The sequence below is a fragment of the Pseudomonas sp. AM8 genome, from assembly GCF_036346475.1.
Lineage (GTDB): Bacteria > Pseudomonadota > Gammaproteobacteria > Pseudomonadales > Pseudomonadaceae > Aquipseudomonas > Aquipseudomonas marginalis.
Map to the genome: position 1 here is coordinate 44,684 of NZ_JAOTNX010000003.1, position 22,319 is coordinate 67,002.

17 protein-coding genes are annotated in these 22,319 nt (G+C 61.9%); 11 read left to right on the top strand and 6 right to left on the bottom strand.

Going from position 1 to position 22,319, the window contains the following annotated elements:
- Positions 1-259: 259 nt before the first annotated feature.
- The 6 genes from V3W40_RS09670 to prpD all read left to right on the top strand — a co-directional run bounded on the left by V3W40_RS09670 (position 260) and on the right by prpD (position 8,780).
- A complete protein-coding gene (locus V3W40_RS09670) occupies positions 260-970 on the top strand; it encodes a GntR family transcriptional regulator (protein ID WP_027603669.1) in 711 nt (236 codons plus the stop codon).
- Complete coding sequence (gene prpB, locus V3W40_RS09675) at positions 967-1,860, top strand: methylisocitrate lyase (RefSeq protein ID WP_027603670.1); 894 nt, start codon at positions 967-969, stop codon at positions 1,858-1,860. Before V3W40_RS09670 ends, prpB begins: the two co-directional genes overlap by 4 nt.
- A gap of 42 nt (positions 1,861-1,902) precedes the next feature.
- On the top strand, positions 1,903-3,030 hold the full coding sequence (gene prpC / locus V3W40_RS09680; protein ID WP_074847464.1) for a bifunctional 2-methylcitrate synthase/citrate synthase: 1,128 nt from the start codon (positions 1,903-1,905) through the stop codon (positions 3,028-3,030).
- A gap of 200 nt (positions 3,031-3,230) precedes the next feature.
- Positions 3,231-5,825, top strand: a complete 2,595-nt coding sequence (gene acnD / locus V3W40_RS09685; RefSeq protein ID WP_330214945.1) for a Fe/S-dependent 2-methylisocitrate dehydratase AcnD — start codon at positions 3,231-3,233, stop codon at positions 5,823-5,825.
- A gap of 11 nt (positions 5,826-5,836) precedes the next feature.
- Positions 5,837-7,027, top strand: coding sequence for a 2-methylaconitate cis-trans isomerase PrpF (gene prpF / locus V3W40_RS09690; protein WP_330214946.1), 1,191 nt, complete (start codon positions 5,837-5,839; stop codon positions 7,025-7,027).
- 268 nt (positions 7,028-7,295) lie between these two features.
- On the top strand, positions 7,296-8,780 hold the full coding sequence (gene prpD, locus V3W40_RS09695; RefSeq protein ID WP_137212075.1) for a 2-methylcitrate dehydratase: 1,485 nt from the start codon (positions 7,296-7,298) through the stop codon (positions 8,778-8,780).
- 58 nt (positions 8,781-8,838) lie between these two features.
- On the opposite strand, the gene V3W40_RS09700 is transcribed toward prpD, so the two are convergent.
- From V3W40_RS09700 to V3W40_RS09720, 5 genes are read right to left on the bottom strand one after another with little or no spacing between them, the layout of a single operon-like run.
- Positions 8,839-9,567, bottom strand: a complete 729-nt coding sequence (locus V3W40_RS09700) for an alanyl-tRNA editing protein (RefSeq protein ID WP_027603675.1) — start codon at positions 9,565-9,567, stop codon at positions 8,839-8,841.
- A gap of 2 nt (positions 9,568-9,569) precedes the next feature.
- Positions 9,570-10,562, bottom strand: coding sequence for a serine O-acetyltransferase (locus V3W40_RS09705; protein ID WP_330214947.1), 993 nt, complete (start codon positions 10,560-10,562; stop codon positions 9,570-9,572).
- Between the two features lie 37 nt (positions 10,563-10,599).
- Positions 10,600-11,514: a PLP-dependent cysteine synthase family protein gene (locus V3W40_RS09710; protein ID WP_315871590.1), complete on the bottom strand. Its 915-nt coding sequence runs from the start codon at positions 11,512-11,514 to the stop codon at positions 10,600-10,602.
- 15 nt (positions 11,515-11,529) lie between these two features.
- Positions 11,530-13,392, bottom strand: a complete 1,863-nt coding sequence (moeB, locus tag V3W40_RS09715; protein ID WP_065924783.1) for a molybdopterin-synthase adenylyltransferase MoeB — start codon at positions 13,390-13,392, stop codon at positions 11,530-11,532.
- 23 nt (positions 13,393-13,415) lie between these two features.
- Complete coding sequence (locus V3W40_RS09720) at positions 13,416-14,309, bottom strand: DMT family transporter (RefSeq protein WP_161985727.1); 894 nt, start codon at positions 14,307-14,309, stop codon at positions 13,416-13,418.
- Between the two features lie 160 nt (positions 14,310-14,469).
- Here V3W40_RS09720 and V3W40_RS09725 point away from each other — a divergent pair, with 160 nt between their 5' ends.
- Positions 14,470-15,894, top strand: a complete 1,425-nt coding sequence (locus V3W40_RS09725; protein ID WP_027603680.1) for an aminotransferase-like domain-containing protein — start codon at positions 14,470-14,472, stop codon at positions 15,892-15,894.
- Between the two features lie 187 nt (positions 15,895-16,081).
- Here V3W40_RS09725 and ppsR read toward each other — a convergent pair whose 3' ends face one another.
- Entirely contained in the window at positions 16,082-16,900 is an 819-nt protein-coding gene (gene ppsR, locus V3W40_RS09730; protein WP_027603681.1) for a posphoenolpyruvate synthetase regulatory kinase/phosphorylase PpsR, read from the bottom strand.
- Positions 16,901-17,077: 177 nt separating this feature from the next.
- Here ppsR and ppsA point away from each other — a divergent pair, with 177 nt between their 5' ends.
- The 4 genes from ppsA (at position 17,078) to V3W40_RS09750 (ending at position 22,248) form a co-directional block, all read left to right on the top strand.
- Complete coding sequence (ppsA, locus tag V3W40_RS09735) at positions 17,078-19,453, top strand: phosphoenolpyruvate synthase (protein ID WP_065924780.1); 2,376 nt, start codon at positions 17,078-17,080, stop codon at positions 19,451-19,453.
- Positions 19,454-19,557: 104 nt separating this feature from the next.
- The gene (locus V3W40_RS09740) at positions 19,558-20,547 is read left to right on the top strand and encodes an alpha/beta fold hydrolase (RefSeq protein WP_065924779.1); all 990 of its coding nucleotides are present in this window, start codon (positions 19,558-19,560) and stop codon (positions 20,545-20,547) included.
- Between the two features lie 188 nt (positions 20,548-20,735).
- The gene (rraA, locus tag V3W40_RS09745; RefSeq protein WP_027603684.1) at positions 20,736-21,227 is read left to right on the top strand and encodes a ribonuclease E activity regulator RraA; all 492 of its coding nucleotides are present in this window, start codon (positions 20,736-20,738) and stop codon (positions 21,225-21,227) included.
- A gap of 25 nt (positions 21,228-21,252) precedes the next feature.
- A complete protein-coding gene (locus V3W40_RS09750; protein WP_027603685.1) occupies positions 21,253-22,248 on the top strand; it encodes a zinc transporter ZntB in 996 nt (331 codons plus the stop codon).
- Positions 22,249-22,319 lie beyond the last annotated feature (71 nt).

Sequence of the window (22,319 nt, forward strand, 5' to 3'; positions counted from 1 at the left end):
TGCAGTGCGATGTTCAATTCAAGGCGACTGGCATTGCTGCGCAAGCTCCCTTCGTGCGCCGTTTCATCAAGTGATGTCAGGCAAATGCGGCGGGCATTCTAACATGATGCTTTTCTGGCGCCAGCGCTGGCAGCCGGCCATGCCCTGAGCGAGTGCAGCCCGGATTATTAGATGATTGTCGACAATATCGATTTATTCTTTGACTGGTAGCGGTTTATTGGCTAGTTTTTGCCACATTGCTTTCCAAGGTGTCGACAATATGCTGGGTCAATCAGAAGCTCCGATAATGGCGTCGGACGAATCCCAAACGATGTCCGAGAACGTCTTCCGACGCATCCAGGCCGCCATCGTCAAGGGTGAGATCGCTCCCGGCAGCAAGATTTCCGAGCCGGAACTGGCCCGCACCTACGGCATCAGCCGTGGCCCGCTGCGCGAGGCGATCCACCGCCTCGAAGGCCAGCGCCTGCTGGTGCGCGTGCCCCATGTGGGCGCCCGGGTCGTGTCCTTGAGCCACGCCGAGCTGGTTGAACTGTATGAAATCCGCGAGTCCCTGGAAGGCATGGCCTGTCGCCTGGCCGCCGAGCGCATGACCGACGCGGAAATCGAAGAATTGCGCCAGGTGTTGCACACCCACGAGCGCGACGCCGCGTTCCAGGCGGGTGTCGGCTACTACCAGCAGGAAGGCGACTTCGATTTTCATTACCGGATCATTCAAGGTGCGGGCAACCGCACCCTCACCCAAATGCTCTGCGGCGAGCTGTACCAGCTGGTGCGCATGTACCGCATCCAGTTCTCCGCCACCCCCAATCGTCCACGCCAGGCCTTTGCCGAGCATCACCGCATTCTTGATGCGATTGCCGATCGCGACGGTGAACTGGCCGAGTTGTTGATGCGCCGGCATATCGGTGCTTCCAAACGCAATATTGCCCGTCATTTCCCAGGCGGCGCCCCTGATAGAGGTGAGTCATGAGTTCGAACAACAAAAGCACACCCGGCCAGCGTTTCCGTGACGCGGTCGCCAGCGAGCACCCCTTGCAGGTGGTCGGCGCGATCAACGCCAACCACGCGTTGCTGGCCAAGCGCGCCGGCTTCAAGGCGATCTACCTGTCGGGCGGCGGCGTGGCGGCCGGTTCCCTCGGCGTGCCGGACCTGGGCATCACCGGCCTGGATGACGTACTCACCGACGTGCGCCGTATCACCGACGTCTGTGACCTGCCGCTGCTGGTGGACGTGGACACCGGCTTCGGCTCCTCGGCGTTCAACGTCGCGCGCACGGTCAAATCAATGATCAAGTTCGGCGCCGCCGCCATCCATATCGAAGACCAGGTCGGCGCCAAGCGCTGCGGCCATCGTCCTAACAAAGAGATCGTGTCCCAGCAGGAAATGGTCGACCGCATCAAGGCCGCCGTGGACGCGCGCACCGATGATAGCTTCGTGATCATGGCGCGCACCGACGCGTTGGCCGTGGAAGGCCTGGAGTCTGCCCTGGAGCGTGCCGCCGCCTGCATCGAGGCCGGCGCCGACATGGTGTTCCCGGAAGCCATCACTGAACTGGAAATGTACAAACTGTTCGCCGCCCGTGTGAAGGCGCCGATCCTGGCCAACATCACCGAGTTCGGCGCGACGCCGCTGTACACCACCGAACAGTTGAAATCTGCCGATGTTTCCATCGTGCTGTACCCGCTGTCGGCCTTCCGCGCCATGAACAAGGCCGCCGAGAACGTCTACACCGCGATCCGTCGCGACGGCACTCAACAGAACGTGATCGACACCATGCAAACCCGCATGGAGCTTTACGATCGCATCGACTACCACACCTTCGAGCAGAAGCTTGACGCGCTGTTCGCCGCGAAAAAGTGACGAACACGCCTCCCTGAATAACGACAAGATTGGAGAAAAACCATGGCTGAAGCAAAAGTACTGAGTGGCGCCGGCCTGCGTGGCCAGGTCGCCGGGCAAACCGCACTGTCCACCGTGGGCCAGGCCGGAGCCGGCCTGACTTACCGTGGCTACGACGTGCGCGAACTGGCTGCCGATGCACAGTTTGAAGAGGTCGCTTATCTGCTGCTGTACGGCGAACTGCCGACCCAGGCCGAACTGGCCGCCTACAGCGCCAGGCTGAGCACGCTGCGTGACCTGCCGCAAGCGCTGAAAGAAGTGCTCGAACGCATCCCGGCCGACGCCCACCCGATGGACGTGATGCGCACCGGTTGCTCCTTCCTCGGCAATATCGAGCCGGAAAAAGACTTCAGCGTGCAACGCGACGTGACCGACCGCCTGCTCGCCGCGTTCCCGGCGATCATGTGCTACTGGTACCGCTTCAGCCATGACGGCAAGCGCATCGACTGCGTGACCGACGAGCCAAGCATCGGCGGCCATTTCCTGCACCTGCTGCACGGCAAGAAGCCGAGCGAACTGCATGAAAAAGTCATGAACGTGTCGTTGATCCTCTACGCCGAGCACGAGTTCAACGCCTCGACTTTCACCGCGCGGGTGTGTGCCTCGACCCTGTCCGACCTGTATTCCTGCGTCACCGCCGCCATCGGCTCCCTGCGCGGCCCGCTGCACGGCGGCGCCAACGAAGCGGCGATGGAAATGATCGAGCGTTTCGGTTCGGCAGAGGAAGCCGTCGAAGGCACCCTCGGCATGCTGGCTCGCAAGGACAAGATCATGGGCTTCGGCCACGCGATCTACAAAGACAACGACCCGCGTAATGAAGTGATCAAGGGCTGGTCGAAAAAGCTCGCCGACGAAGTGGGCGACACCGTGCTGTTCCCGGTCTCCGAAGCCATCGACAAGACCATGTGGGAGCAGAAGAAACTGTTCCCCAACGCCGATTTCTACCATGCCTCGGCGTACCACTTCATGGGCATCCCGACCAAGCTGTTCACGCCGATCTTCGTCTGCTCGCGGCTGACCGGCTGGGCCGCGCATGTGTTCGAACAGCGCGCCAACAATCGCATCATCCGTCCAAGCGCCGAGTACATCGGCGTTGAACAGCGCAAGTTCGTGCCAATCGAACGTCGCTGAATGGGAACACCGACGATCCCGAAGTGGAAACCGAACCAAGTGTGGGAGGGGGCTTGCCCCCGATGGCGGTTTATCAGTTGCCATAGGTGTTGAATGACACACCGCTATCGGGGGCAAGCCCCCTCCCACATTTGAATCGCATTTCAATTCCGGATCGGCCCAGGTCTTCCTTTTGCAATCACCGTGACCGAGTCCTGACGATGAACACTGAATTTCGCAAACCGCTCCCCGGCAGCCGCCTGGATTACTTCGACGCCCGCGCGGCTGTCGATGCAATCAGCCCCGGCGCCTACGCTACCTTGCCCTACACCTCTCGTGTGCTTGCCGAGAACCTGGTGCGCCGCTGCGACCCGGCCACCCTCAACGCATCCCTGAGCCAGCTGATCGAGCGCAAACGCGACCTCGACTTCCCCTGGTTCCCGGCCCGCGTGGTGTGCCACGACATTCTCGGCCAGACCGCGCTGGTCGACCTCGCCGGCCTGCGAGATGCCATCGCCCTGCAAGGCGGCGACCCGGCCCAGGTCAACCCGGTGGTCCCCACCCAGTTGATCGTCGATCACTCCCTCGCTGTCGAAGCCGGTGGTTTCGACCCGGACGCGTTCGAGAAAAACCGCGCCATCGAAGACCGTCGCAATGAAGACCGCTTCCACTTTATCGAGTGGACCAAAAAGGCCTTCAAGAATGTCGACGTGATCCCGCCGGGCAACGGCATCATGCACCAGATCAACCTGGAGAAAATGTCCCCGGTGATCCAGGTGCGTGACGGTGTGGCCTTCCCGGATACCTGCGTCGGCACCGACAGCCATACCCCCCACGTCGATGCCTTGGGCGTGATCGCCATTGGCGTCGGCGGCCTTGAAGCCGAAAGCGTCATGCTTGGCCGCGCCTCGTGGATGCGCCTGCCGGAAAGCGTCGGTGTCGAATTGACCGGCCAGTTGCTGCCGGGCATCACCGCCACCGATATGGTGCTGGCCCTGACCGAGTTCCTGCGCCAACAGAAAGTGGTCGGCGCCTGGCTCGAATTCTTCGGTGAAGGCGCGTCCAAACTGACCCTCGGCGACCGCGCGACCATCTCCAACATGGCCCCGGAATACGGCGCCACGGCGGCCATGTTTTATATCGACCAGCAGACCATCGCCTACCTGAAACTCACCGGCCGCGAAGACGAGCAAGTCGCCCTGGTCGAGCAATACGCCCGCCACACCGGCCTGTGGGCAGACGATCTCAAAGGCGCGCAATACGAGCGTGGCCTCACCTTCGACCTGTCCAGCGTGGTGCGCAACATGGCTGGCCCGAGCAACCCGCACGCCCGCGTCGCCACCCGCGACCTGGCCGCCAAGGGCATCTCCGGCCAGTGGGATGAAGTGCCGGGGCAAATGCCCGACGGCGCGGTGATCATCGCCGCCATCACCAGTTGCACCAACACCAGTAACCCGCGCAACGTGATCGCCGCCGGGCTGCTGGCGCGCAACGCCAACAGGCTTGGGTTGACGCGCAAGCCGTGGGTCAAGTCGTCCCTGGCACCGGGTTCGAAAACCGTGGCCATGTACCTGGAAGAAGCCGGCCTGGGTCATGAGTTGGAAAAGCTCGGCTTTGGCGTGGTGGCGTTTGCCTGCACCACCTGCAACGGTATGTCCGGCGCGCTCGACCCGACGATCCAGCAAGAGATCATCGACCGCGACCTGTACGCTACCGCCGTGCTCTCGGGTAACCGTAACTTCGACGGGCGTATCCACCCGTACGCCAAGCAGGCGTTCCTGGCTTCGCCGCCGCTGGTGGTGGCCTATGCGATTGCCGGCACCATCCGTTTCGACATCGAGAAGGACGTGCTCGGCCTCGACACCGACGGCAAGGAAATCCGCCTGCAGGACATCTGGCCGAGCGACGAAGAAATCGACGCGGTGGTCAAGGCCTCGGTCAAGCCGGAGCAGTTCCGCGCGGTGTATATCCCGATGTTCGCGATCCACGAAGACACCGGCCCGAAAGTCGCGCCGTTGTACGACTGGCGCCCGCAGAGCACCTATATCCGTCGCCCACCGTACTGGGAAGGCGCGCTGGCCGGTGCGCGGCCGCTCAAGGGCATGCGCCCGCTGGCGGTGCTGCCGGACAACATCACCACCGATCACCTGTCGCCGTCCAACGCGATCATGCTCGACAGCGCCGCCGGCGAATACCTGGCGAAAATGGGCCTGCCGGAAGTCGACTTCAACTCCTACGCCACCCACCGTGGCGACCACCTGACCGCCCAGCGCGCGACGTTCGCCAACCCGAAACTGTTCAACGAAATGGTGCGGGAGAACGGCAAGGTCAAGCAGGGCTCCCTGGCGCGGATCGAGCCGGAAGGCCAGGTCACGCGGATGTGGGAAGCCATCGAAACCTACATGGAGCGCAAGCAGCCGCTGATCATCATTGCCGGCGCCGACTACGGCCAGGGCTCGTCCCGCGACTGGGCCGCCAAGGGCGTGCGCCTGGCGGGTGTGGAAGCGATTGCCGCCGAGGGGTTCGAGCGCATCCACCGCACCAACCTGGTGGGCATGGGCGTGCTGCCCCTGGAGTTCCTGCCCGGCACCGACCGTCACACCTTGCAGATTGATGGCAGCGAAACCTACGACGTGATCGGCCAACGCACCCCGCGTGCGCAGTTGACGCTGGTGATCAATCGCAAGGATGGCGAACGTGTCGAGGTGCCGGTGACGTGCCGCCTGGACACCGCCGAAGAAGTGTCGATCTACGAAGCCGGCGGCGTATTGCAACGGTTTGCCCAGGATTTCCTGGAATCGGCGACCACCGCCTGAAGAGGATGACCATGGCACACGCAGCGCAAATCAAGATCCCCGCCACCTATATGCGTGGCGGCACCAGCAAGGGCGTATTTTTCCGCCTCCAGGACCTGCCCGAGTCGGCGCAGGTGCCGGGAGCGGCGCGGGATGCCTTGCTGCTACGGGTGATCGGCAGCCCCGATCCCTACGACAAGCAAATCGACGGCATGGGCGGCGCCACATCGAGCACCAGCAAAACCGTGATCCTCGCCAAAAGCACCCGCGCCGATCATGACGTCGACTATCTGTTTGGCCAGGTCTCCATCGACAAGCCCTTTGTCGACTGGAGTGGCAACTGCGGCAACCTGTCGGCGGCGGTGGGTTCGTTCGCCATCAGCGCCGGGCTGGTCGATCCGACCCGCGTGCCCCAAAACGGCGTGGCGGTGGTGCGGGTCTGGCAGGCCAATATCGGCAAGACCATCATCGCCCACGTGCCGATCACCGACGGGGCGGTGCAGGAAACCGGCGACTTCGAGCTGGACGGCGTGACCTTCCCGGCGGCCGAAGTGCAGCTGGAATTCATGGACCCGGCGGCGGAAGAAGAGGGCGGCGGCGGCTCGATGTTCCCCACCGGCAACCTGGTCGACGACCTGGAAGTGCCCGGCGTCGGCACCTTCAAGGCCACGCTGATCAACGCCGGCATCCCGACGATTTTCATCAACGCCGAAGACCTCGGCTACACCGGCACCGAGCTGCAAGGCGCGATCAACAGCGACCCCAAGGCCCTGGCGATGTTCGAGACCGTACGGGCCTATGGCGCGTTGCGCATGGGGCTGATCAAGCACCTCGACGAAGCGGCCCAGCGCCAGCACACGCCGAAGGTGGCGTTTGTGGCCAAGCCTGCCGACTACGTAGCGTCCAGTGGCAAGGCGATCAAGGCCGGCGATGTGGATTTGCTGGTGCGCGCCCTCTCCATGGGCAAGCTGCACCACGCGATGATGGGCACGGCGGCGGTGGCGATCGGCACGGCGGCGGCGATTTCGGGGACCTTGGTCAACCTCGCAGCGGGCGGTATTGAACGTAATGCCGTGCGCTTCGGGCATCCCTCCGGCACCTTGCGCGTGGGGGCTGAAGCCACCCAGGTGGACGGTGAGTGGGTGGTGAAGAAAGCCATCATGAGCCGCAGTGCACGGGTGTTGATGGAAGGTTTCGTCCGCGTACCCGGCGACGCCTTCTAAAACCCTGCACAGATCCAATGTGGGAGGAGGCTTTTTGTAGGAGCGAGCTTGCTCGCGAAAAACTCACAGGCGCCGCGTTCATTCAGGAAGCACGCGTTATCGTTGACGTTTTTCGTGAGCAAGCTCGCTCCTACAGGAGGCGATGTGAACTGGCATTAGGGTAAGCCCCTCCCACAGAGGATTTCTATTCCTAAAGGCAGGCATCCAAGATCTGCTTCCAGTAACCGTTAGCCCGAGGATTGACCCCACCCATTTTTGGAGATCTGCCATGAGCACCAACGTCGACCAGAACAACCGCCCCGACTACGACCAGGTTTTGCAGGACATCGCCGACTATGTCCTCAACTACCGGATCGAGTCCCAGGCCGCCTTGGACACCGCCCGCAACTGCCTGATGGACACCCTCGGTTGCGGCCTGCTGGCCCTGCGTTTTCCCGAGTGCACCAAGCACCTGGGGCCGATGGTTGAAGGCACGGTGGTACCGTTTGGCGCGCGGGTGCCGGGCACCTCGTTTCGCCTGGACCCGGTCAAGGCGGCCTGGGACATTGGCTGCATCGTGCGCTGGCTCGACTACAACGACACTTGGCTCGCCGCCGAGTGGGGGCATCCCTCGGATAACCTCGGCGGCATCCTTGCCGTGGCGGATCACCTGTCGCAACAGCGCGTGGCCAATGGCGACGCACCGCTGACCGTGCGCGCGGTGCTGGATGCGATGATCATGGCCCACGAAATCCAGGGTGTGATTGCCCTGGAAAACTCGTTCAACCGTGTCGGCCTCGACCATGTGCTGTTGGTGAAAGTCGCCTCCACGGCGGTCACCGCCCAGCTGATGGGCGCCAACCGCGAACAGCTGTTGTCGGCACTGTCTCACGCCTTCGTCGATGGCCAGGCCTTGCGCACTTACCGGCATGCGCCGAATGCCGGCTCGCGCAAATCCTGGGCGGCGGGGGATGCGTCGAGTCGCGGCGTACGCCTGGCGGACATCGCCCTGCGCGGCGAAATGGGCATCCCCGGTGTGCTGAGCGCGCCGCAATGGGGCTTCTACGACGTGCTGTTCAGCCACACCAACAAAGACCTGGCGCTCAAGCCCGAGGACAAGCGTGCGTTCAGCCTGTCCCAGCCGTATGGCACCTACGTGATGGAAAACGTGCTGTTCAAGATCAGCTTCCCCGCCGAGTTCCACGCGCAGACCGCCTGTGAAGCCGCGGTGACCTTGCATCCGTTGGTCAAGGATCGCCTGCACGACGTCGAGCGCATCGTGATCACCACCCATGAGTCGGCGATTCGCATCATCTCCAAGGTCGGGCCACTGGCCAACGCCGCCGACCGCGACCATTGCCTGCAATACATGACCGCCGTGCCCCTGGCATTCGGCAATCTGGTGGCCGAGCACTACGAGGAGGCATTCCACGCCGCTCACCCGATCATTGATCAGTTGCGCGACAAGATGGTTATCGTCGAAGACCCACGCTACAGCCGTGAATACCTGGAAGCCGACAAGCGTTCCATCGCTAATGCCGTGCAGGTGTTCTTCAAGGATGGCTCCAGCACCGAGCAAGTGGCGGTGGAATACCCGATCGGCCATCGCCGTCGTCGAGTGGAGGGCATTGCGTTGCTGGAAGACAAGTTCAAGGCCAACCTGGCCACGCGCTTTACCGCCCAGCGCAGTGCCGAGATCTTTGCGTTGTGCACGGACCAGGCGAAGCTCGAGGCCACGCCGGTCAACCGCTTCGTGGACCTGTTCGTCATCTAGCAGGCGCCGCAAAAGCAAAAATGTGGGAGAGGCAAGCCCCCTCCCACAGTTGTTGCGTTCACTCAAACCGCAGGATCACCCGGCGGTTGTGCTTGCTCTTCTTCTCGATCTTCTCGCAGAACACCCGGCCGATTTCCTCGGTGTTGAGCACATGGGTACCGCCGCACGGCTGGATATCGATCCCGCCGATTTCAATCACCCGTACCGAGCCCTGGATCACCGGCGGCGCAACCGCCTGGGTGCGGGTGATCTGCAGCAGGGTGGCGTACTCCGAAGCCGGCATCGACAGGGTCTTCACCTCGTGGGCCTGTTCGATCAGCGCATTGAGGTCACGGGTGATGCTGTCCTTGTCGAGGGTCATTTCCGGCAGGTCGAAATCCAGGCGGCCTTTGTCGGCACTGATGCTGCAACCGGTCACCGGTGCGTCGATGAGCGAGCACAGCAGGTGCAGGCAGGTGTGCATTTTCATGTGCTGGTAGCGCCGCTCCCAATCCAGGCCGGCGTCCACCAGCACGCCGGCGATCAACTGCTCCGGGCAGTGTTCCACCTGGTGCCAGATGATCGAACGCAGCACCGGGTCGCGCACCGTGCCGGTCACGTCGACCCGGGTACCGTCCGCCAGGGTCAGGTGGCCGGTATCGCCGGGTTGGCCGCCGCCGGTGGGGTAGAACAGGGTGTGCTCCAGGGCGATGCCGTGTTCGCTGACGGCAATCACCCGGGCGCTGAATGCGTTCTGGTAGGGCGCGCTGTCAAACAGCGCCAGGGTTTCCATGGTGTGCACGGACATGTTCAACCTCCGACGATCAGTGGGCTGGCTTGCAGCAGGTGGCGCACCATCGCGCTCAAGCCAGGGGGGGAGAGCAGGGTGATTTCGAATTCCGGCCCGCAGACTTTCAGGTTCAGCGGCAGGCGCGGCAGGTGGTTGCCGGATTCGAGGCGGTGCAGCCTGAATTGCAGGTGGTGACGTTCCTTCACCGTTGGCTCCAGCATCAGGCCTGGCAACGGATGAAAGTCGGCGTCCAGCACCGTGACCTTGTGGCTGGCATTGACCTCGCCGACCACGTGCAGGCGCTCATCCAGGGCGAAGGCCCCGAGGTAGTTGCTGTGGTCCGATTCATCGTTTTTTTGCAGTTGGATCTGGTTCACCACCTTCACCTTGGTGCCGGCGGGTACGTCCTGGGTGATCACACAGGAGGGGCTGATAAACACGTTGTCGCCGATCAGCACATAGCCCAGCACCCGGGCCCCGGAGCCGACCTCGACGTTGTTGCCCAGGCGCGGATGGCGCTTGCCATCGGGATTGTTGGCGATGCCGCGGGCACCCAGGGTTACGCCGCAGAGGATGTAGCAGTCGTTGCCGATCTCGCAGGTCTCGCCGATTACCGTGCCGTAGCCGTGGTCGAGCACAAAGCGCCGGCCGATACGCGCCGCCGGGTGGATTTCGGCCCCGGACAGGACCTTGCCCTGGTTGCTCAGCTTGAGGGCGATGCGTGAAAACACGCCGTTGGTCTGGTCGGGGAAATTCCACACCAGGTGCGCAAGCCGGTAATAGAGCACCGCCTTGAACGACGCGTAGGACTCCAGGATCAGTTCGCCGCGCCCACGGGATGCCGGGTCGCGATAGGCATAGGCGATCAGGTCTTCGGCCACCGCCTGGGCGGCATTCTGGACCAGCGGCGCGAGGTGCGGCTCCAGCTGTTTCATCTGCATGGGGGTGAGGGTCTTGATGAGCTGGGTGAGCAACTCATCGTGCAACTGTTGCATGTCGATAAAGCCGCCCATGGAGGCATCCCCGCATTCTGGATGGTTGGAAAACCGGTTATTCGAAACTGGGCAGGTAGCTGTCGGCATTGTCGTAGACCAGGGTCAACACCACCGTTTCGGGCGGCAATTCGGGGGCGAGCCTGGCGATGGCCACCATGTTGGCGGCGGAGGACAGGCCCAGGCTGATGGCATCGGTGCGCATGATGCGTTTGATCATGTCGATGCAGTCCTGGCGCGAGACCTTGAGCATGCCGTCGATCACATCCAGGTTGAGGATGCTCGGGATCAGGCCGATCGACAGGCCCTGGATATGATGCGGCGCGTGCTGGTTCTTCAGCAGGTCGCATTCTTCGGGCTCCACGCCCATCACGCGCAGGGCTGGCCAGGCGGCCTTGAGGGTTTCGCCGATACCGGTGATATGGCCGCCGGTGCCGATGCCGCTGACAAAATAATCCACGCGGCGATCACCGAAGGCGCGGAGGATTTCCGGCGCTGTGGTGTCACGGTGGGTTTGCGGGTTGGCGCCGTTGCGTTGCTGGTTGAGCATCACGTAGCTGGGGTTTTCCAGCTGCAACTCCATGCATTTTTCACCGTGGGAATTGTTGCCGAGGCGGCTGTCGGAGAGCACCACCTTGGCGCCGTACAGGCGCAGCAGCTTCTGTTTTTCGGGGCTGTAGTTGTCCGGGATCACCAGCACCACCTTGTAGCCCAGCACGTTGCCGGCCATCACCAGGCCGATACCGGTATTGCCACCGCTGGGTTCGATGATGGTTTGTCCGGAGTCACGGATCAGCACGCCGCGCCGCTCGGCGTCGAGGATCATGCCCAGGGCGATGCGCGCCTTGTGGCTGCCCCCCGGGTTGAGGGATTCGAGCTTGGCGTAGACCTCGATGCCGAGGTCTTCGGAAAACTGCGCCAGGCGGACGATCGGCGTATGGCCGATGGCGTCGAGGATAGAGTTATGCAACATCGGTCAGCCCCCGGGTCAGTACAACGGCATGTCGGGTTCGACGTCGCGAACCCAGTGTTTCATGCCGCCTTGCAGGACTTTGGTGTTGGCGAAACCCGCCGCCAACAGGGTGCTGGCCGCTTGCTCGGCGCGGGTGCCGGCGTAGCAGATCAGGTAATGGGTGTTGTCGCGGCTGAGACGCCCGAGCTGGCCATCCAGCTCGGCCAGGGGGATATGCACCACCCCCGGTAATTTGCACACCTCCAGTTCGCTGGCGTCGCGCACATCCAGCAGGACGTCGGCGCTGCTGGGGTGTTCGAGTACCTGCTTGAGTACGCGCGGCTTGATGTAGCGCTCTTCGGCCAGGGACGGTTGGCTGGGCACGGCGTCCGCACAGACGGCTGGCGCCAGGGTTTCGCTGGGGCGCAGGTCGGAGCAGCACGGGCAGTCGGCACGGCGCTTGAAACGGATTTCGCTGAACTTCATCGCCAGTGCATCGAAGCGCATCAGGCGGCCGGACAGGGGCTCGCCAATGCCGATCAACAGTTTGATCGCCTCGGTGGCCTGGATCATCCCGACTACCCCGGGAAGCACGCCGATCACCCCTCCGGCGCTGCAATTGGGTGCCAGTTCCGCGGGCGGTGCGCTGGGGAACAGGCAGCGGTAGCACGGCCCGCCTTGGTAGTTGAGCACGCTGATCTGCCCGTCGAAGCGGTAGATGGCGCCGTACACCAGGGGTTTGCCCAGTTGCACGCAGGCGTCGTTGACCAGGTAGCGGGTGTCGAAATTGTCGGTGCCGTCGATGACCAGGTCATAGGCGCCCACCAGTTCCAGGGCGTTGTCGGCGTTCAGGGCGGTGTCGTGGGCGTTGATCTGGATATGGCGGTTGAGGTCCTGCAAGCGCTGCTTGGCCGAGTCGACCTTGGGCATGCCCAGGGTGCTGTTGCCGTGGACGATCTGGCGTTGCAGGTTGCTGCTTTCCACCACGTCGAAATCCACCAGCCCCAGGGTACCGACGCCGGCCGCTGCCAGGTACAGGCTGATTGGCGAGCCCAGGCCGCCGGTGCCGATAATCAGGACCTTGGCTTTCTTGAGGTTCAACTGGCCTTCGCGGCCGACGCCGGGCAGGGTGATATGGCGCACATAACGTTGCACTTCCTCGTTGCTGAGGCTGTCGACGTCCATACCGCCGGAGGTGGCGAGCAGCACTTCGATGCGGGCTTTTTCCGGCAGCCGGTCATCGGCGCCAATCAGCTCTTCCTCGGCGGTGAACAGGAAGTGTTCCTTGAGCTGGTTGTTCTTTTCGTGAAACAGATGGGCGCGCAACTGCGGGTGGCTGCTGCAGAGGTTTTCAATGACTTCGCGCAATGTCGATCCGGCGCCCTCGAGGGTCGATTCCGGCAGCTTGGCCACGCGAACCAGAATGTCGGGGAAAGAGACAGCGTTCATGGACAACTCCGTGTGCAGGTCGTTGAAGGGGTTAAGGGTGAAATGCTCGCCATCCCAGGCAAACAGTTTTGAACCCAGGGCCTGGCCCTGGCGAACGTCGACCACCAGGTAACTGACGGGGTAGATCGGCTCGCCCATGAACAGGGCCTTGTCCTGGTCTTCATCGCTGAAATAGGCGCCGACATCCGGGTGGGAGTGGTAGATCACCACCACCGGGTTGTCGCTGCGAAACGCCTTGTTCATCAGCAGGGTGTCGGCCACCGAGAAGGTGTAGCCATTGGCCGCGCTGCGCGGGTACATCTCGGGGTTTTTGCGGTGCAGTTCGTTCTGGATGTTGCTGCCCAGGTACACGCTGCCGTCGGCGAAGACGAAGCCGCAGCATTCCTCGGGGTAGCTGCGGCTGGCGTGGGCGTAGATCTGTTCCAGGGCTTTTGGGCGGAGGACGTCCATGTTTCTCTCGCGTTGATGGCGGGTCAATTTTTCTTGGCCAGGAGTTTTTCAATGGGCAACTTGGTGATCGCAAAGCCGGCCAGCAGGATGGCCGAATACAGCATCAGGTCGCGGGAAATCGCCACGCCTTCGTACCAGGCGCCGATGATCACCGCGAACACCGGGAAGATGATGAACACGAACGACAGGATGATCGGGCTCAAGCGCTTGAGCAGCATGAAATACACGATGAACCCACCCACCGAGGCCACCAGCCCCAGGTAGAACAGCGCGCTCCAGGAGCGCAGGGTGATGGCTTCGAAGGTCGGCGTCTCAAACCACAACCCGGCCACGAACAGCATCAGCCCGGCAATGCCGATGGGCAGGGTGTTGTAGGTGATCACGCTGATGGCGCTGCCTTTTTGCTTGGTGATGACGTAGCACAAGGCGTGCATGATCGCGGCCGCCAGGATCGCCAGTACCCCCAGGAACTCGGCGTGGTCCAGGTGCAGGCCCTGGCTCCTGATGATCATGTAGAGGCTGCCGAAGCCGATACCGATGCCGACCACCTGGGAAAAGTAGATGCGCTCGCGCAGGAACAACGCGGAGAAAATCAGGATGAATACCGGCATGCAACTGAACAGCAGGGCGGTAAGACCGGATGACACATGCATCTCGCCGTAGTTGAGCAGGTAGTAGGGCACGCTGAAGTAGGACAGGGTCACGAATACGAAAAACCAGCGACTCTCGCGGGGAAACAGGATGGGCTCGCGGCGCACCTTGGCAAAACACAGGAACAGCGGGAAGGCGATCAGGAAGCGCAGACCGGCGGACGTCAGCGGCGGCACACTCTCCACGGCGATCTTGATCCCCAGCCACGTGGTGCCCCAGCTCAGGCACACGATCAGGAACATCACGCTGGTCACCAGCCCGGCCAGCCACTGCTTTTGCGTTTTGGTTTTGGCGTTGTTTTCGAGAACGGCGGACATTGGCATCGTTTATTGCTTCCCTGAGCCTGAATTGAACTCTATATTGAACTTGTAATGAGTTATGAAATTCGGCGATTGAACCCGTAAAAGCACACTATTAGGGCGAAAGATGGCTGTCAAAACAAATATTGACATGGTGTCAATTATGCGTGAGGGGTTGTCCAACGGGCAGGGCGTGAAGTACAAGCGCCTGTCCGATGTCATGGAACGGGGCATCCTCGAAGGCTTGATTGAGCCGGGACGAAAACTGCCGCCTCATCGGGTGCTTTCCGACAATCTGGGGGTGACCATCGGCACCATCAGCCGGGCCTACGGTGAGCTGGAGCGTCTGGGTTTGGTGGTAGCGCGAGTGGGTGACGGCACTTTCGTCCGCAAGCGTGGGATGGAGCGCCAGCGTGATGAAGGCTTTCGTAACTTCAGCGAGGAGCCGCGCCAGTACTTCGACATGAGCCGCAACATGCATATCCCGGGTCAGGAAACCACCTTCCTGGCACAGAGCTTCCAAACCCTGTCGACCAACGCCAAGTTCCTCCAAGACATCAGCGCCTACACCCCGGATGCCGGCCTGCCGCGTTATCGCGACGCGGGCGCGCAGTGGCTGGTGCAGCGTGATTTTCATCCGATCCCCGAGCAGGTGATCTGCGTCAACGGCGGCCAGCATGGACTGCTGTGCGCGATGATGGCCCTGCTGCGCGCCGGCGATACGGTGGTCACCGAACAATTGACTTATCCGGGGCTGATCACCGCCGCACGCATGCTGGGTATCCGCCTGATCGGCCTGGAGATGGACGAAGAAGGCGTGCTGCCGAGCGCGCTGGATGAAGTCTGTCGTAATCACCGGGTTTCAGCGCTGTATTGCACGCCGACCATCCAGAACCCGACCACGGCGGTGTTATCCGTGGCGCGCCGCGAAGCCTTGGTGAAGGTGTGCCGGGAACATAATCTGCTGATTCTTGAGGACGAAGCCCACGGCGTATTGGTTGAAGACCGTCCACCGCCCCTCAGCCATTTCGCCCCCGAACGTACGATTTTGATCAGCAGCCTGAGCAAGGCCGTGTCTGCCGGGCTGCGTGTGGGCTATGTGCATGCGCCCCCGGCGCTGGTCAGCCGTATCTCGGCGGCCTTGCGCTCCACCTGCTGGATGGCCACGCCGGTGACCCTGGAACTGGCGACGCAGTGGATCGAAAACGGCACGGCGGAATACCTGCTGCGCCAACAGATCAACGAGATCAGCCGCCGCAAGACCCTGGTGCAGGACTTGTTGGCCGGCCTGGCGTACCGCACCCACCTGAACAGCCCGCACTTCTGGATCGAAGTGCCGGAGCCCTGGCGCGCGTCGGAAATCGAGGCGGAGCTCAAGCAGAATAATTACCTGATCGCCACCGCCGAGGCGTTTGCCGTAGGGCAGACGGCGGTGCCGCAGTTCATTCGGGCGAGTATCTGCAATACCTCGGGCGATGATCAGTTGTTGCGGGCGGGGTTTGATGCATTGGCGACGGCGTTGGGGCAAGGGGGAGGGCGGTTTCACCTATAGCGAGTGGACGTCGATGCTGTGAGCAGGCTCGTTGTGGTGAGCGGGCTTGCCCCGCGCTGGGCTGCGAAGCAGCCCCAATCAAGATAAATGCGGTGTGTCAGCCAGTTCTCGGTGACTGGTTTAGGGCTGCTGCGCAGCCCAGCGCGGGGCAAGCCCGCTCGCCACAGTAAAACAGTGTCTCAAGGCATTATTTGAAGCGCCGCTCCACACCTTTCTCCACCAGAATCTTCGCCGAAATCTCTTCCACCGAAAAATGCGTGGAATTGATGTGCGCAATATTCTCGCGACGGAACAGATTTTCTACTTCGCGCACTTCGAACTCGCACTGGGCATAACTGGAGTAGCGGCTGTTGGGCTTGCGCTCGTTGCGGATGGCGGTGAGACGGTCCGGGTCGATGGTCAGGCCGAACAGCTTGTGCGAATGGGCGCGCAGCGCGGCGGGCAGCGTCAGGTGCTCCATGTCGTCTTCGGTCAGCGGGTAGTTGGCCGCACGGATGCCGAACTGCATGGCCATGTACAGGCAGGTGGGCGTTTTGCCGCAGCGCGACACGCCGACCAGGATCAGGTCGGCCTTGTCGTAGTAGTGGGTGCGGGCGCCGTCGTCGTTGTCGAGGGCGAAGTTCACCGCCTCGATACGCTCCATATAATTGGAGTTATGCCCAATGGAATGGGACTTTCCGACCGAATAGGAGGAGTGTTCGCTCAATTCCTGCTCCAGCGGCGCCAGGAACGTCGAGAAAATGTCGATCATGAAACCATTCGACGTTGCGAGAATCTCACGGATGTCTTGATTGACGATGGTGTCGAAAATGATCGGCCGAAAGCCGTCTTTTTCAGCCGCCAGATTGATTTGTTGTACCATGGCCCGCGCTTTATCCACGCTGTCGATATAGGGCCGCGTGAATTTGGCGAAGGTATTGTTTTCGAACTGCGCGAGCAGGCTCTGACCCAGGGTTTCGGCGGTAATGCCGGTGCCGTCGGAGATAAAGAAAGCAGATCGTTTCATTTGAGCCCTGGGCCTTAAGCTGATGACGAATCTTGGATATGATAGGCGCGATTTTGCCGTCCCATAGTGGGCCGCATTCTCACTTATTTTCCAGGTCCAGGCCACAAACGCAGGTAATCGCTCCTACGAGCAGCCGGCGTCCTGAGCTTTTCCAACACAGTTAGTGGAGAGATCACCTTGGTAGAGTACGTAGTTTCCCTCGATAAGCTCGGCGTCCATGATGTAGAGCACGTAGGGGGCAAGAACGCATCCCTCGGCGAGATGATCAGTAATCTTGCAGGCGCAGGTGTGTCGGTGCCGGGTGGTTTCGCCACCACGGCCCAGGCCTACCGCGATTTCCTCGAACTGAGCGGCCTCAACGCTCAGATCCACGCCGCGCTGGATGCCCTGGACGTCGATGACGTCAACGCCCTGGCCAAAACCGGCGCCCAGATCCGCCAATGGATCATGGAAGCCGAGTTCCCCGAGAAGCTCAACGAAGAAATCCGCACCGCCTTCGCCACCCTGTCGGCCGGCAACCCGGACATGGCCGTCGCCGTGCGCTCCTCGGCCACTGCCGAAGACCTGCCTGACGCCTCCTTCGCCGGCCAGCAAGAGACTTTCCTTAACATCCGCGGCGTGGAAAACGTGATCCGCGCCGCCAAGGAAGTGTTTGCCTCGCTGTTCAACGACCGCGCCATTTCCTACCGTGTGCACCAGGGTTTCGACCACAAGCTGGTGGCCCTGTCTGCCGGTGTGCAGCGCATGGTGCGTTCGGAAACCGGCACCGCCGGCGTGATGTTCACCCTCGACACCGAGTCGGGCTTCCGTGACGTGGTGTTTATCACCGGCGCCTACGGCCTGGGCGAAACCGTTGTACAAGGCGCGGTCAACCCCGACGAATTCTACGTGCACAAGCACACCCTTGAAGCCGGCCGTCCGGCCATCCTGCGCCGCAACCTGGGCAGCAAGGCCATCAAGATGATCTACGGCGACGAGGCCAAGGCCGGTCGTTCGGTGAAAACCGTGGACGTCGACAAGGCCGAGCGCGCGCGCTTCTGCCTGAGCGACGCGGAAGTCAGCGAGTTGGCCAAGCAAGCGATGATCATCGAAAAGCACTACAAGTGCCCGATGGACATCGAATGGGCCAAGGACGGTGACGACGGCAAGCTGTACATCGTGCAGGCCCGCCCGGAAACCGTGAAGAGCCGTACCTCGGCCAACGTCATGGAACGCTACCTGCTGAAAGAAACCGGCACCGTGCTGGTGGAAGGCCGTGCCATCGGCCAGCGCATCGGCGCCGGCAAGGTGCGGATCATCAAGGATGTGTCCGAGATGGACAAAGTCCAGCCTGGCGACGTACTGGTTTCCGACATGACCGACCCGGACTGGGAACCGGTGATGAAGCGTGCCAGCGCTATCGTGACCAACCGTGGCGGGCGTACCTGCCATGCGGCGATCATCGCCCGTGAGCTGGGGATTCCTGCGGTGGTCGGTTGCGGCAACGCCACCCAACTGCTCAAGGACGGCCAGGGCGTGACCGTGTCCTGTGCCGAAGGCGACACCGGCTTCATCTTTGAAGGCGAGCTGGGCTTCGACATCAAGCAAAACTCCATCGACGCCATGCCCGACCTGCCGTTCAAGATCATGATGAACGTCGGCAACCCGGACCGTGCCTTCGACTTCGCGCAGTTGCCGAATGCCGGTGTGGGCCTGGCCCGCCTGGAGTTCATCATCAACCGCATGATCGGCGTGCACCCCAAGGCCCTGTTGAACTACGACGGCCTGCCGCTGGACATCAAGGAAAGCGTGGACAAGCGCATCGCCGGCTACGACGACCCGGTGGGCTTCTACGTCGAGAAGCTGGTGGAAGGCATCAGCACCCTGGCGGCGGCGTTCTACCCGAAAAAGGTCATCGTGCGCCTGTCGGACTTCAAGTCCAACGAATACGCCAACCTGATCGGCGGCAAGCTCTACGAGCCCGAAGAAGAAAACCCGATGCTGGGCTTCCGTGGCGCCTCGCGCTACATCAGCGAAGCGTTCCGTGACTGCTTCGAGCTTGAATGCCGCGCCCTCAAGCGTGTGCGCAACGAGATGGGCCTGACCAACGTCGAGATCATGGTGCCGTTCGTGCGCACCCTGGGCGAAGCGAGCCAGGTCGTCGACCTGCTGGCCGAAAATGGCCTGTCCCGCGGCGAAAACGGCCTGCGCGTGATCATGATGTGCGAACTGCCGTCCAACGCCATCCTCGCCGAAGAGTTCCTGGAGTTCTTCGACGGTTTCTCCATCGGTTCCAACGACCTGACCCAGCTCACCCTGGGCCTGGACCGCGATTCCGGGATCATCGCCCACCTGTTCGACGAGCGTAACCCTGCGGTCAAGAAGCTGCTGGCCAATGCCATCCAGGCGTGCAACAAGGCCGGCAAGTACATCGGTATCTGCGGCCAGGGCCCTTCCGATCACCCGGACCTGGCCAAATGGCTGATGGAGCAGGGTATCGAAAGCGTCTCGCTGAACCCTGACTCCGTGCTGGAAACCTGGTTCTTCCTGGCGGAAGGCCAAGCGTCCGCCTGAGGTCGCCATGTCAAAAGTGCCGGTCCCCCGTCAGGGTGACCGGCATTCTTATCTGTACAGGGCGGAATCCTTGCGGACGTCGCCCTTTTTTGTGCAAGAGCATTATGCAAAGCAGCAGCAACCTGTTTCCTGTCGCCCTGATCAGCGCTGAGCGTCGTGGAGACCTGAGTGAAGACGTGTATCGCCTCAAGCCCGGTAACAGCCCCGACGGTACCGTCGAGCTGGCGGTGACCCGTTTGGGCCTGGCCGATGTCCCGGAAAACCGGGGCATCCCGGTTATTTTGTTGCACGGCAGTTTTTCCAACCGGCGTTTCTGGTATTCGCCCAAGGGGATCGGCCTGGGCGCCTACCTGGCCCGCCAGGGGTTCGATGTGTGGATCCCGGAAATGCGCGGTCATGGGCTGTCCCGGCGCAACCAGGACTACGCCAGCAACCGCGTCGCCGACTACGCGCGTTACGATCTGCCGGCCATTGGTGCCTTTGTGCGTGAGCAAAGTGCGCAGATTCCCCATTGGATGGGGCATTCTCTCGGCGCTACAACCCTGGCGGCGGCCCTGGGTGGGCAGTACCTTGGCGCGCCGGCAGTGGCCTCGGTGGCACTGTTTGGCTGTCAGGTCAGTCGCAGCCACTGGCCATTGAAACTTCCTCCAGTGGAGTGGACCGGCCGTCTGCTGTTGAAGCGCTTCGGCGCAGTGTCTGGCTCGCGGCTCAAGCGGGGCCCGGAGGACGAACCGGCCGGCGTGCTGATCGAAGCCATGCGCTGGAATGGCCTGTTCGGTCGCTTTGGCGAGGGTAAGCGCGATTGGTGGAAAGGCCTGGCGGACGTCGATGTGCCGCTGCTGGCCGTCAGCGCGGCGGGCGACCGGCAGGATCCGGACTGGGCGTGCCGTAAGCTGTTCGAGCAGATCGGCTCCGAGCACCGTCAGTACCTGTGCCTGGGGCGCCAGCAAGGGTTTAGCGGTGATTTCGGACATGTGGAAATGCTCGTCAGCAAGGCCGCCCAGGCCGAGGTCTGGCCGCTGGTTGAGCAATGGTTGAACGACCCGCTGACACCTTTATTGGCTGCCAAGCCCGAGGCATTGGTCGTAGTTTGACCCAGGGCTCTGCCAAGGGCGTTTCGCTCGTGTGTGGTTGCGGCTAATATATGACGCGTTAAACGCTTCTGGTCATATTCAGTCGCGCAGTGGTTATTGCGTTGCGATGAAGCGAATGGGATGTTGCGCACCGGCTCCGGCTGGTGCTTCTTTCGAAAGACACTTCTTTGGCGGAAAGGAATTTTTCAATGAACCATTACGTGACCCCCGACCTGTGCGACGCCTACCCGGACCTGGTGCAGGTAGTCGAGCCGATGTTCAGCAACTTCGGCGGCCGAGATTCCTTCGGCGGCGAGATTGTCACCATCAAATGTTTCGAAGATAACTCCCTCGTCAAGGAGCAGGCCGACCAGCCGGGCGCCGGCAAGGTGCTGGTGGTCGACGGTGGTGGTTCCCTGCGCCGCGCGCTGCTGGGCGACATGATCGCCGAGAAAGCCGCGAAGAACGGTTGGGAAGGGTTGGTGATCTATGGCTGCATCCGTGACGTCGATGTGATCGCCCAGACCGACCTTGGGGTACAGGCGCTGGCCAGTCATCCGATGAAAACCGATAAGCGCGGCATCGGCGACCTGAACGTCGTGGTGACATTTGCGGGTGTGACGTTCCGCCCGGGTGAGTACATCTACGCCGACAATAATGGCGTGATCGTCTCGCCAAGCCCGCTGCAGATGCCTGAATAAACCGCAATAACCGACAGGGGTGAGGATGTTCGAGGAAGAAAACGCGCAGTGGGGGCTGGTGCATGCCCTGGTGCTGGACGGTAAAGGCGGTGCGCGTTCGATTGCCCGGACTGAGCTCGACGACTTGCAACTGCAGCCCCAGGAAAGCCTGTGGCTGCACTGGGATCGCAGCCATCCCCAGACCCAGACCTGGCTGCGCAAATCCAGTGGTTTGAGCGAATTCGCCTGTGACCTGCTGCTGGAGGAGAACACCCGCCCACGCCTGTTGCCGCTGCCGGATGCCGAGTTGCTGCTGTTCCTGCGCGGGGTCAACCTCAACCCGGGGGCCGAGCCGGAAGACATGGTCTCGGTACGTATCTTCGCTGCCGCCAGCCGCGTGATCTCCCTGCGTCTGCGCCCGTTGCGCGCCACCGATGAACTGCTGGTGCAGTTGGCGGATGGCAAGGGGCCGAAAACCGCTTCGGAGCTCATCCTTTATATGGCGCAGTACCTGACCAACAAGGTCCAGGATCTGGTCACGGATTTGTCGGAAATCGTCGATGCGGAGGAAGAAAAACTCGATACCGACGAACGGTATACACCTGAACATGGCAGTGTTTTGCAGATCCGTCGCCGAGCGGCCGGGCTCAAGCGTTTCCTGTCGCCGCAGCGGGATATTTTTGCCCAGCTCACGCGGATAAAATTGCCGTGGTTCTGTGACGACGATGCCGACTACTGGAACGAATTGAACAACAGCCTGACCCGCTACCTGGAAGAGCTCGAATTGACCCGGGAGCGCGTGGGGCTTGTGCTTGAGGCCGAAGACCGGCGCTTGAGCGTGCGCATGAACCGCACCATGTACCGCTTCGGGATCATCACGGGAATCTTCCTGCCGATGAGTTTCCTGACCGGTTTGCTGGGTATAAATGTGGGGGGGATACCGTTCTCCGCCAGCCCCTACGGATTCGTGATTGCATGCCTGTTGATGGTCTCGGTGGCACTCGGACAATGGTGGCTGTTTCGACGATTGCGCTGGGTTTGAGCTGAATATGACCTGAACGTAGGAAGGGGCCTATGTGACCCCAGGAATTTTACCCTCGTCTTTTAAAACAC